The sequence below is a fragment of the Exiguobacterium sp. ZWU0009 genome (assembly GCF_000798935.2).
Lineage (GTDB): Bacteria > Bacillota > Bacilli > Exiguobacteriales > Exiguobacteriaceae > Exiguobacterium_A > Exiguobacterium_A acetylicum.
Map to the genome: position 1 here is coordinate 899249 of NZ_CP018057.1, position 12647 is coordinate 911895.

A 12647-nucleotide genomic window follows, 5' to 3' on the forward strand; every position below is an offset into this window, starting at 1 on the left:
GGTCATGTAAGGATAAGTTCTCAAGGAAAGGGGAGAGGACGGAATGAAGCGAATTCCTGATGAAATCGTCGATCAGGTCCGCCAAGCAACGGACATCGTCGAATTGATTTCAGAACGTGTAGAATTAAAAAAACAAGGGAATCGATATTCAGGGCTCTGCCCGTTTCATTCTGAGAAATCACCTTCCTTTTCTGTTTCTCCTGATAAAGGGATGTACTACTGTTTTGGATGTGGTGCAGGTGGAAACGCGATCACTTTCGTCATGGAAACAGAAGGAATGAGTTTCAAGGAAGCCGTCTCTAAATTAGCTGATCGAAATGATGTCACACTTCCGGAACTAGAGCCGGACCGATTCGAACAATCGGAATCGACACCGGAACAGGAAAAGAAGTTCCGGATGCGCGAGGCACATCGGATCGTCACCGAGTTGTATCATGAGGTGTTGATTCAAACGGAAGCAGGCGACGCGGGACGAATCTATTTAGAGAATCGCGGTATCCGTGAAGGTGCGATGCGTGAGTTCCGACTCGGGTATGCACCGGATCAAGATCGTTTTACAGTGGATTCCTTGGCACGACGTGGGTTTGATTTAGATGAGATGGTCGAAGCGGGATTGATTTCAATCGGACGCGATGGCGATTATCGAGATCGATTCAACGGTCGAGTCGTATTCCCTATCTCCGATCGTGATGGCACGATCGTCGGATTTAGTGGACGTTCGATTGATGGTCGTGATCCGAAGTACGTCAATACAGCGGAAACACCTTTGTTCAATAAAAGTGAACTGTTATTCGGATTCGCTCAAGCGCGAGGGGCAATGCGTAAAATCAAACAAGTTGTTCTCGTTGAGGGAAATCTTGATGTTGTGCGTGTCGCTCAAGCGGGTATACCTTATACGGTAGCTTCTTTAGGAACAGCCTTAACACCGGTTCATGCACAAAACCTAGCACGTATCGTCGATGAAGTCATTATTTGTTATGACGGAGACAAGGCAGGACGCGCTGCGACGTTAAAAGCCTTACAGTTGCTTGAAGCCGTTGCCGTCGACTGTTCCGTCATCCGTTTACCGGATGGCGAAGACCCGGATTCCTTCATTGGGAATCAGGGCGAAGAGACGTTTTTACACTGGATCGAACAAGAACGGGTTTCAAGTCTTGAATTCAAATCTTTTTATTTTCGACAAGGAAAAAACTTGCGATTAGAAGGAGAACGCGTTCGATATATTGAAACTATGCTTGAAGAGATTGGTCGAACATCCAATCCGTTGTTACGGGACATTTATTTAGGAAAACTTTCCGAGGAATTCAAACTCTCGAAAGACTCCTTGATCGCACAAGTGCGTCCAACCGTCCAACAACCGAAGAGAGAACAAGTCGTTTCCGATCGCCCAGTTGCTCTACCGACAGCACCTCCTGACCGAACGTTCGCGAACTGGAAAAAGGCAGAACGCTTCTTGCTTGCCTACATGATCCGTTCAGAAGAAGTATGTCTTGAAGTGCGAGAGCAACTAGGTGTCCAATTCAATGATCCGGCACACCAATTGATTGCCGGCAAGCTATATGAATTTTACGGAGCAGGTACGCAAGGAAGTCCTGATCGTTTTTTGACGATGTTGCACGACGCCTCTTTGCAACGAATCGTAGCGGATTTAGAGTTCATGCTGATGCCTGAGTATGATCCTGACTTACTCAGTCACTACATTCGTGCCGTCCAAAATGAACAGCAACGTCGGTTGTTAGAAGAAGAAAAGTCACGATTGAATCAACAAACAGATATCCGTGCTCAAGCGGAGCTGATGCAGGCGATCATAGAACGGAAGCGTCGTTTAAAAGATCGATGACCTGCTGCATGATGTGGAAGGAGTGTATGGTTCGATGGCAGAAAAAGCAAGATCAGAAGCTGAATTACTCCGTCTCGCGAAAGAGGAACTTATCGCGCTCGGACATAAAAATGGTGAATTGTCACACCAAAAGATCGAAGACAAACTAAGTTCGTTCGAATCAATGGATGCTCAACAATTCGAGGAATTCCTCCAGTTGCTTGAAACAGAAGGTATCAAGGTCAATAATGACGGCACAGGAGATGAGAAAGAAGAGGCGGATCTAAACGATTTGTCTGTTCCTCCTGGTGTCAAGATCAATGACCCTGTCCGGATGTATTTAAAAGAAATCGGACGCGTTGATTTGTTGAATGCAGAAGACGAAGTTGAACTCGCGAAACGAATCGAACAAAACGATGAAGAAGCAAAAAAACGATTGGCGGAAGCAAACTTACGTCTCGTCGTTTCGATTGCGAAGCGTTATGTCGGACGCGGCATGTTGTTCCTTGATTTGATTCAAGAAGGCAACATGGGTCTGATCAAAGCGGTCGAGAAATTTGACTATACGAAGGGATATAAATTCTCGACGTATGCAACATGGTGGATTCGTCAAGCAATCACACGCGCGATTGCTGACCAAGCGCGGACAATCCGAATTCCGGTTCACATGGTTGAGACGATCAATAAATTGATTCGTGTCCAGCGTCAACTCTTGCAAGATCTTGGACGTGAACCATCACCGGAAGAAATTTCGAAAGAGATGGAAATCACGCCGGAAAAAGTCCGTGAAATTCTTAAGATTGCGCAAGAGCCGGTTTCTCTTGAGACTCCAATCGGGGAAGAGGATGATTCACATCTCGGAGATTTCATCGAGGACCAAGATGCGACGGCACCACAAGATGCTGCAGCATACGAACTCTTGAAAGAACAACTCGAAGATGTGTTAGATACACTGACGGATCGTGAAGAAAACGTTCTTCGTCTTCGTTTCGGACTCGATGATGGTCGGACACGGACACTTGAAGAAGTTGGGAAAGTATTTGGCGTTACACGTGAGCGGATTCGTCAAATCGAAGCAAAAGCACTTCGGAAGTTACGTCACCCGAGTCGTTCAAAACGCTTGAAAGATTTCCTTGATTAATTCAAAGTGTGAAGAATATATGAAATTTTAGTGGGAAGGAAGAAAAAAGTTTCGTTTTTTTCTTCCTTCCCTGTTTTTTTTACAGTAGAATAGTAACGGGGAATACCATTCAGTCACCAACTTGGTTGGGTATAGAATATGGGGGGAATCCAAATGCGTAATCCATTAGTACCGTTCGCGGCGATCGCAGTCATCGCCATCATCGCTATGATTTCATTGTCTTACTTTGGGGTCGATCAGGTGAAGGAAGCTCGCAAAGGGCCGTCAACTGCAGAAATGAAGCCGGAAGACTTGTTTGCATCTAAAGGATGTACAGGATGTCACGGTGGAAACTTAGAAGGCGGAACAGGTCCGAACTTAACAAAGATCGGCGCGAAGCTGAAAGAAGATGAAATTAAAGACATCGCAATGAACGGTAAAGGGCAAATGCCTGGCGGTCTTGCGAATGACGAAGAAGCAGCTGTTCTAGCCAAATGGTTAGCTGCTAAGAAATAAGAACAAGGGCATCTATCTCTTCACGAGATGGATGTTTTTTTGTGGTGTATGGTATCTTTTTTAGCGCAAATCCGCTATTTTTAAAAGAGAGTTTTTCGGAAAATAGGAAGGATGAAGATGATGCAAATGAACGTCGTATTGGATCAACGACTCCAAAAAGTCGTGTCGTATATTCCACAAGGAGCAATCCTCGCAGATATTGGATCAGATCATGCATTCGTACCATGTTTTTGTATCCAGCAACATAAAATTGAACGCGCGATTGCAGGAGAGGTGAATGAAGGACCGATGGAAGCGGCAAAAGGACAAGTGGCGCTTGTCGGTCTCGAATCACAGATTGATGTCCGTTTAGGAAGTGGCTTATCGGTTTTAAAGCCGGGTGAAGCAACGGCGATCACGATTGCGGGAATGGGGGGAACGCTGATTGCCTCAATCCTTGAAGAAGGGAAAGATCGATTGTCGGGAGAGGAGCGCTTGATTCTTCAACCGAATGTCGATGCAGTCGATGTCCGGAAGTGGTTGCTGACGAATTCATATGCGTTATTGTCTGAAGCGATCGTCGAGGAGAACGGAAAGATCTATGAAATTCTCGTTGCAGAACGTGGAGATGAAACACTGTACTCAGAGGACGAAACAACACGCCAGTGGGAATTGTTCTTTGGACCACAGTTAATGCGGGAACGTGCACCAGAATTCATCGAAAAATGGCAGACTGAAAAACAGAAGCGGGAGTATATCCTAGCTCAGATGAAACATGGACAAGCAACGGAAGTTTTATCTGAAAAAATCGAAGCCATCGAACGATTGATTCAAAAGATGGAAGAGGTGACGAACTAATGGCGAATGGGAACCATGTCATTGAGCAGTTTGAAGCATTTGCTCCGAAAAAATTCGCACTCGAAGGTGATCCGATTGGTCTACAAATCGGAACATTGAACAAGGACGTCAAACGTGTACTCGTGACACTTGATGTCTTGGAGTCTGTCGTCGATGAAGCGATTGAAAAGAAGGTCGATCTCATCATCGCACATCATCCACCGATTTTTAGTAAGTTAGCAAATGTAACGGATCGTTCTGCAACAGGACGGATCGTCACCAAATGTATCAAACACGATATTGCGGTGTATGCTGCGCATACGAACCTTGACGTGACAACAGGTGGGGTCAATGACTGGATGGCAGATGCGCTTGGTCTTGAGTCTTGTGAAGTACTAGCACCGACGTTTGAAAACACGCAATATAAACTAAGTGTCTTCGTACCGACTGAGGCTGTAGAGCGCGTTTCAACAGCCCTTGCACAAGCGGGAGCAGGAAAAGAAGGGGACTACAGTGATTGTCAATTCCACGTCGATGGAACGGGTCAATTCCGACCGTTGACGGAAGCTACCCCGTATATTGGTGAAGCAGGGCGACTCGAACGCGTCTCAGAAGTCCGAATCGAGACGATCGTCACGGAACTGAATCAGAAACAAGTCATTCGAGCGATGAAACAGGCTCATCCATATGAGGAAGTCGCCTATGATCTCATTCGTCAAGAACGCCCGGCAACATCACTTGGTCTCGGACGGATTGGTCGGTTACCGGAAGCAATGACGTTACGGGAATTTGCAGAGCATGTTCGCGATGCGTTTGGAGTACAAAACTTACGCTTCGTTGGAGACGAATCACGCCACATCCAAAAAGTAGCAGTCCTTGGTGGTGACGGCAATAAGTATGTCTCGACTGCAGCATTTGCGGGAGCAGATGTCCTTGTGACAGGCGATCTCTATTTTCATGTGGCGCATGATGCGATGGCACTTGGACTAGCAGTCGTCGATCCGGGACATCATGTAGAGTCAGTCATGAAAGAAGGCGTCGTCAACGAATTGAAGCGTCGATTCGAACAGAAAAAAATCGACGTCGAACTATTGATTTCAACAGCGAATACGAATCCGTTTCAGTTTTTATGATGAATCGATGGATTACGTCGATACTACCGTCCTATTTAGCAATAAAAAAAAACCGAGTCGCGATTGAGGATCGCGACTCGGTTTTGCTGTATCGATTGTTATGATCAAAGTACTTTGACTTTAGGCAAGATACGTCGTAATTCAAGGAACGGTGTCTTGTCATGCGTACTGATATCAGCAGGATCATATTGTTGTAGGAAATCGATGACTTTTTTCGTGATCGGTGTTGGTGTTGATGCACCTGATGTGACACCAACTTGAGTCACACCCTCAAGCCAAGTCAAATCAAGTTCTGTCAAATCACCAATCCGATGCGCTGGAGTTCCAGCGATGTCAAAGGATACCTGTGCTAAGCGGTTCGAGTTGTTTGAACGCGGATCCCCGACGACGATGACGAGATCGCAATCTCCTGCTTGATCAGCCACCGCTTCTTGCCGGACTTGTGTTGCGTTACAGATTTCATTGTGTACTTCTACATGCGGATATTTTTTACGAACGTGTTCCATCAAAGCTTGGACATCCCATTGGCTCATCGTCGTTTGATTCGTGACGATGATTTTTTTGTGGGCAAGCTGAGGCGGGAGTTCATCGATATCTTCGACTTTTTCGATGAGGTGCACATGCTCTGGTGCTACACCGACTGCACCTTCAGGTTCCGGGTGTCCATGTTTGCCGACGTAGATGACTTCATAATCATCCGCGACGACTTGGCGAATCAAATCATGTGTACGCGTCACGTCAGGACATGTTGCATCGACGACGTGTAAGTTTTTCTCAGCAGCACGGGCATAAACAGCAGGTGAAATGCCGTGTGCAGTAAAGATGACAGTGCCCTCTTGAATCGTCTCTAACGCTTCGAGGCGATCGGGACCATCGACAGTGATGACACCCATATTTTCGAACTCACGTGTCACGTGAGCATTGTGGACGATCATCCCTAAAATATGGATCGGACGTGGCAAGTCTTTATTCAATGCCGCTTGTTGTGCAAGTTTCATTGCATCGACGACACCGTAACAATAGCCGCGGGGGCTGATTTTTTTTACTAGCATAGTTATGGATTCTCCCTTTGCGAAAAAGAATGATTAGTTAGAGTGTACCATTGATTGAAGCTGAATGAAAATAGAGGAGTCTGTTTCATCCACAGAACATGCTATACTAATGAAGTTGTCAATTATTCAAAAGGGAGGCGAAGGGATGGAGTCTAAGAAAATGATGCGGTCGTATTTTTTTCAAATCACCGCCGTCTTATTCATCCTGATTTGTCTTGTCATTTCAGCGCTTGCCTTCACTGCTGACCGGGTCACGATTTCTCGGGTCGAGCAACAAACAGAGAAACAGAGCGAAAAGAGTGTCGAGGTCTCAGGAAATGCGATTCGCGACAATATTGGGAATCTGCACGAAGAGATCATGAGCTTGCAGTTGAATGTCAAAAACCCCGAAAAGCTGAAACAAAAAATTGAAGAATCAAATCTATTAGACATTGATACAGGATTTAAGAGTTTCTTCTACTTTGATCGACAGACGAAGCAAATCACTTGGTTCTCAAGTGAGGATCGACGCATAGAAAACAGTACGATCCTAAAAGATGATGAATTCTTGCAAACGTTGACGAGTACGGATTTTCATATGAGTAAGTTGTATACGATGGAATCAGACGCCGTTTCCTATATGTTCGTTCCGGTTCGAGACGGCAATGAACGTGTCGGTGTCTTTGGTGGTGGGTTAAGTGTCATGAACTCGATCGTCTTTCGGAATTCACTTGAATCATTTGACGATCAAACGATTGCCTACCTGTTCAATAGTAAAAAAGAATTGTTAGCCACATCCAGTAATCTGGTACCGGATGAAGAACGCTTATTATCGAAAAGTGTCATTGAACGTGCTTTTGAATCGGTAGAGCCTTCTGAGATTTTTAGTACGAACCAAGATATGTATTACTTTGCGAAAGATTTGAAGGTGACGGATTGGAAGATTCTCGTTCGAACGCCACGAAGCGTCTTTTATGAACCAGTCTACACGACACGGCAACAGTATTTGATCATCGCTGCCTTGACGCTCGTCCTCAGTCTGATCGTCGGCTATTTGATGTCAAAACAATTGACGGCGCCGATGCTTGAACTTGTGAATAAGATTGAGAAAAGCACCTCACCCAAACCAATCGTTCTCGAGCGTGCCGGATCAAACGAAGTCAAGACACTCGTTGCTGCCTATAACGAGTACGCTCAACGGATGGAAAATGCGCGCCTTGAGCAGTTGAGTCAACAACAAACGATGTTACATCAAGAAAAACTAGCCTCACTGGGTCAACTAGCAGCTGGAATTGCCCACGAAATCCGTAATCCACTAACGCCAGTCAAGATGACGTTACAGTTGTTAGCAGCAGAAAAGGATCGTGATCCAGAAATGTTGATTCTCGCCTTATCGGAACTGGATCGAGCAAATGGCATGATTCAAACGATGCTTGATTTATCGAAAGGCGAAAACAATGCGCTTCAAAAAACGACGATCGATATGAATGATTTAATGAAGAAGCTGACATATATCTTAGAAGCGGAAGCTCATCATTACGAAGCGGACTGCAAAATTTATACACCGTCCTTCATGCCAAAGATTTATGCATCGGAAGAGGGGATTTTGCAGATTTTAGCAAACTGTGTCCGTAATGCTCTTCAAGCTGTCGCGTTTAAAGGACCGGATGGAATCTGTCATCTGCATGTCCACGTTTATCCAGAAGAAGTCGTATTCATTGTTCAGGATAATGGGGTAGGGATGGATGGAAATCAAATTGATCATGTCGGTCAAGCGTTTAAGACATCAAAAGTCGATGGCAATGGACTTGGACTCTTCATGTCGAAACAAATCGTTCGTGATCATAAAGGAAAGATGATTTTTGATAGTAAGCCAGGGGTCGGTACGACGATTCAAGTCCACTTACCTCGAAAGGAGCAAACGGAATGAAATTCAATAAGGCCTGGTTATTCGTCCTAATTGTTTGGATTTCATCCGTTTTGTTCATTTCCAATTTATTCGTCAATCCGGATCCGAGTCCACGTCGTCATCTCATCGGCTTCACGATCGTCAATGATAAACATGAATTTGCGCAACGACTTGTCGATGCGTTCAAGACACAAGCCAAACTGAATAAATATGAAGCAGTCGTCGCGACGTCTCATAACTCACGCATCAATGAACGTGAGCAGATTCAAGAGTTCATTCGAATGAAGGTGGATGCAATCTTCGTGACGACGCTGGATGATGTCTATATCGCTAGTACGTTAGAAGAGGCAGCCCGTGCTGGGATTCCGGTCTTCGCGATCGATCGATTGATTCGCTCCGAAGCAGTCGTCAGTTCGATCACCTCGAATAACCAATTGATCGGGGAACAACTTGCCTCGTTCATCAAACATGAACGCATCAAGCAGACGGGACGAGCCACCGCTAATATCATTGAAGTCGCAGGTACGGCAAACGTCAATACGACGAATGAACGACACCGGGGATTTTTGACTGGTCTTGAGCGTGAGGCGGAACTTCAAATCGTCGAATCCGTGAATGGAGATTACGATCCCGTCACTTCAGAACAGGTCATGACGCAGGTGATTGAGTCGGGAATTCCGTTTGATGCCGTCTATTGTCACAATGACGATATCGCGCTAGGTGTCCTCGAAGCATTGAAAAAAGCAGGCATCAAAGGAAAAATAATTGTCGGCATAGACGGGAATCGTGCTATATTAGAAGCTGTTGACATGAAATCGATGGATGCGACGGTCGTCCAGAGTGCTGATGAGATGATGAAAGTCGCCTTCAGTGCATTGAAGCTTCATACGAAAAACAAAAAGATTCCAACTCGTTTTTATACGTACTCCTATCTGTATGACGGTAGTAGACCCATAACCATGTTGAACTAATCGAGAGGCAGAAGCCTCAGCAAATAAGGAAAGGACGGTGTCAATTCATGAATGGATTCAGCCATTATCAATTACACCCGTTCGTCATCGAAGCACTCGATGACGCCCGCATCACAAAACCGACCGACATTCAGTCGCGGATCATCCCAGCTGCAGTAAAGGGACGCGATATCATCGGTCAATCACAAACCGGCACAGGAAAAACGTTATCGTTCCTTCTTCCGATCGTTCAAAACGTCGATCCAAAGCTTCAAGAATTACAAGCAATCATCGTTGCTCCAACGCGCGAACTTGCTTGGCAAATTCATGAAGAACTGAAATCGTTACTCGTGAAGGAACCAGACTTCATCAAGACGAGTCTCATTACAGGTGGAATGGATCGCGAACGTCAAATCGGTCGTGTAAAAGTCTCACCCCAAATCGTCATCGGAACACCGGGACGTATTCTAGATTTATTCAAGGAACAAGCATTGAAGCCACATTTCGTGAAGCATTATATCATCGATGAAGCGGATCAAATGCTCGACATGGGCTTCTTGCCAGAAGTTGACCGGATTGCGCAAGCTCTTCCAGAACAGCTTCAGATGATGGTCTTCTCAGCAACGATTCCTGAGAAATTGCAACCGTTCTTGAAAAAATATATGAATAACCCGCGTTATGCGCATGTGGATCCAAAACAACAGACAGCGAAGAAAATCGTTCACCATACGATTCCGGTCAAGCACCGTGAGCGCTCGCAATTGACGTTGAAAGTCGCGAAAGCGCTGAATCCGTATATCTGTTTGATCTTTACGAATACAAAAGCAGAAGCAATCGAAGTCGAAGCTTTGTTCTTAGAAGCAGGATTGAACGTTGGTTCTCTTCACGGAGACCTTCCGGCTCGTCGTCGTAAGCAAGCCATCAAAGAAATCAACGATGCGAAGTATCAATACGTCATCGTGACGGATCTTGCTGCACGCGGAATTGATATTTCAGGTGTCTCGCACGTCATCAACCATGGTATTCCAAAAGATTTAGACTTCTACGTCCACCGTGTAGGTCGGACAGGTCGTGTCGATCAAGATGGATTGGCGTACACATTGTTTGAAGATCACGAGAACGGTATGATCAATCGCTTAGAGGACCGTGGCATTCAATTCACGAACGTCGATGTCAAAGGTAGTCAAATCGTCGAAGTCAAAGAACGTCGCCGTGCGAAGCCGCACATGAAGACTGCCGTCTCGAAGACAGCGCATAGTCGCCTTTCGGGTGAAGCAGCAAAAGCGAAAAAACGTGTTAAACCAGGTTATAAGAAGAAACATCAATACAAGCTGAAAGAAACAGCAAAACGTGAACGCATCAAAGAACAACGTGGTGTCGGTCGCGCGCAACGTAAAGAAAACGCACGCAAATCAAAATAACATTGTCGAAGACACCCGTGAAATGAAAAAACATTTTTCGGGTGTCTTGTCGTTTTCAAGATTTGGTACACTGTAAAAAGAGAAAGGTGGAAAAGAACATGAAAATAGGTTCACACGTCTCCGTTTCGGGGAAAAAAATGCTGTTAGGTGCAAGTGAGGAAGCGGCATCTTACGGTGCAACGACGATGATGGTCTATACAGGAGCACCTCAAAATACACGACGTAAGCCGATGGAAGAGTTACGGATTCAAGAAGCATTGCAACATATGAGTGCTAATGGAATAGAGGAAATCGTTGTGCATGCACCGTATATTATCAACTTGGGGAATACGACAAAACCCGAGACATTCGAACTCGCCGTTTCGTTTTTAGCAGCTGAGATCAAACGAGCAGAGGCATTAGAAAAGGCACAGCATATCGTATTACATCCAGGTGCGCACGTCGGGGCTGGAGAGGATGTTGGAATCAAACGCATCATTCAAGGACTCAACGAGGTACTGACAGGCGAAGAACGGGTCAAGATCGCGCTTGAGACGATGGCGGGAAAAGGATCGGAAATCGGAAAAACCTTCGAGGAGCTTGCTCAAATCATCGAAGGCGTCACACATCATGATCGTTTGTCTGTCTGTCTCGATACATGTCACGTGCATGATGCGGGATACGATATCGTGCACGACCTAGATGGTGTCCTCGAACAATTCGACCGGATCGTCGGACTCGATCGTCTTGGGGTCATTCACGTAAACGACTCGAAGAACGTCCGCGGCGCACGGAAGGACCGTCATGAAAACATCGGCTTTGGTGAGATTGGATTTGATACGTTACACCGTGTCGTGCATCATCCTGCACTTGCCCATTTGCCAAAAATTCTAGAGACACCATACATTGGACTCGATCCAAAGAAAAAAGTCGCGCCGTATAAAGAAGAAATTGATATGTTACGTTCTGGTGCATTTGACGCGGACTGGCGTTTACCGATTCTAGGTGCACCGGTCGAATAACTCATAAAGGGGTGTCTGTGATGTGTCATCTATTCGTCGTCGATGAGGCAAGCTTCGCGATCCGACAAGCTGTTGTCCACTATTATGAAACAAAGGAACCGTTTTATTTGCCGGGAGAACTGGCAGAGGGAGAAGAAGTTTTTCTTGCGACGACCAATGGTATCATTGCGTATGCAGAAGCTTTGTTTACGGAGTATACGACACGTCCAGAAGATCCGTTTTGGTTGACGGCTGCTGACGACTCAGAAGGGTCCTATGTGTGCCTTGACCTCATCAGTGTGGATTTACGTCATCCCTTACTTGGACGACCACTCGATCAACTTGGTCTTAAAACCGAACCAGTCGAAGGCGTGGTTCGCACACGTCTGCTCGATTCATGGCAGTATGGGTATTTCGAAACGGATGTACTGACACTCGAACAGTCTAAACAACGTCGAATCGAGCGCTTTAAGGAGCGAAATCATCTGGAACAAGTCGCGCGTCAATGTGTTCATTGTGAGGAGTCTAGGCAGTCGTTACTCGAATGGCATTTGACACCAGAAGGATATCAGACGGTTTGCCCGACCTGTCACCGATGGTTACATCAACAGATGTTGCATGCGGTAGATACGGCTGCGGCAACGGAAGAGAGTGAGTAAAAGCTTTCCCTATTCAAGCGGAGCTCGCACGAATGATCATTTAATCATTAAAACCTTAAACAGAATCAAAAAAATCGTTCTCTGACTGCCTGGCGCAGAAAGAGAACGATTTTTGTTTGAATTAGAAAAAGCGTTCTACTAAAAATAGATAGATTTTCATCCCAAGGAAGACACCAAAGATCCCGACGATAGCTGGGAAAACGGGTGGGGCAGGAATCGGCAGTTTCAGTGCGGTGAATACGACACCGCAGATGACGCCTGCGAGAAGGGATAACAAAATTTGTTGAAGCATA

General features: G+C 45.7%; 12 protein-coding genes. 10 read left to right on the plus strand and 2 right to left on the minus strand.

The window, feature by feature from the left end:
* The first annotated feature begins 43 nt into the window (after positions 1 to 43).
* From dnaG to L985_RS04600, 5 genes are all read left to right on the plus strand, one after another.
* A complete protein-coding gene (dnaG, locus tag L985_RS04580; protein WP_047396414.1) occupies positions 44 to 1840 on the plus strand; it encodes a DNA primase in 1797 nt (598 codons plus the stop codon).
* A gap of 34 nt (positions 1841 to 1874) precedes the next feature.
* Positions 1875 to 2960 (plus strand): RNA polymerase sigma factor RpoD, encoded by a 1086-nt coding sequence (gene rpoD, locus L985_RS04585; RefSeq protein ID WP_023467512.1) that lies wholly within the window; start codon positions 1875 to 1877, stop codon positions 2958 to 2960.
* A gap of 153 nt (positions 2961 to 3113) precedes the next feature.
* Positions 3114 to 3455 carry a cytochrome c550 gene (gene cccA / locus L985_RS04590; protein WP_029341040.1) on the plus strand — a complete coding sequence of 114 codons (342 nt, stop codon included), beginning with the start codon at positions 3114 to 3116 and terminating at the stop codon, positions 3453 to 3455.
* A 120-nt stretch (positions 3456 to 3575) separates the two neighbouring features.
* A complete protein-coding gene (locus L985_RS04595) occupies positions 3576 to 4292 on the plus strand; it encodes a tRNA (adenine(22)-N(1))-methyltransferase (RefSeq protein WP_084642257.1) in 717 nt (238 codons plus the stop codon).
* Positions 4292 to 5404, plus strand: a complete 1113-nt coding sequence (locus L985_RS04600; RefSeq protein WP_047396418.1) for a Nif3-like dinuclear metal center hexameric protein — start codon at positions 4292 to 4294, stop codon at positions 5402 to 5404. The genes L985_RS04595 and L985_RS04600 overlap by 1 nt, the downstream gene beginning before the upstream one ends.
* A gap of 104 nt (positions 5405 to 5508) precedes the next feature.
* On the opposite strand, the gene L985_RS04605 is transcribed toward L985_RS04600, so the two are convergent.
* Positions 5509 to 6456: a 4-hydroxy-3-methylbut-2-enyl diphosphate reductase gene (locus tag L985_RS04605; RefSeq protein ID WP_029341043.1), complete on the minus strand. Its 948-nt coding sequence runs from the start codon at positions 6454 to 6456 to the stop codon at positions 5509 to 5511.
* 145 nt (positions 6457 to 6601) lie between these two features.
* On the opposite strand from L985_RS04605, the gene L985_RS04610 reads away from it, so the two are divergent.
* From L985_RS04610 to L985_RS04630, 5 genes are all read left to right on the plus strand, one after another.
* Entirely contained in the window at positions 6602 to 8365 is a 1764-nt protein-coding gene (locus L985_RS04610; protein WP_029341044.1) for a two-component system sensor histidine kinase NtrB, read from the plus strand.
* Positions 8362 to 9315, plus strand: coding sequence for a sugar ABC transporter substrate-binding protein (locus L985_RS04615; protein ID WP_029341045.1), 954 nt, complete (start codon positions 8362 to 8364; stop codon positions 9313 to 9315). The genes L985_RS04610 and L985_RS04615 overlap by 4 nt, the downstream gene beginning before the upstream one ends.
* A 47-nt stretch (positions 9316 to 9362) precedes the next feature.
* Entirely contained in the window at positions 9363 to 10715 is a 1353-nt protein-coding gene (locus L985_RS04620; protein WP_029341046.1) for a DEAD/DEAH box helicase, read from the plus strand.
* Positions 10716 to 10813: 98 nt separating this feature from the next.
* Entirely contained in the window at positions 10814 to 11716 is a 903-nt protein-coding gene (locus L985_RS04625) for a deoxyribonuclease IV (protein ID WP_029341047.1), read from the plus strand.
* A 20-nt stretch (positions 11717 to 11736) separates the two neighbouring features.
* Positions 11737 to 12354, plus strand: a complete 618-nt coding sequence (locus L985_RS04630) for a hypothetical protein (protein WP_047396421.1) — start codon at positions 11737 to 11739, stop codon at positions 12352 to 12354.
* Positions 12355 to 12475: 121 nt separating this feature from the next.
* On the opposite strand, the gene L985_RS04635 is transcribed toward L985_RS04630, so the two are convergent.
* Complete coding sequence (locus tag L985_RS04635) at positions 12476 to 12646, minus strand: XapX domain-containing protein (protein ID WP_034785920.1); 171 nt, start codon at positions 12644 to 12646, stop codon at positions 12476 to 12478.
* Position 12647 lies beyond the last annotated feature (1 nt).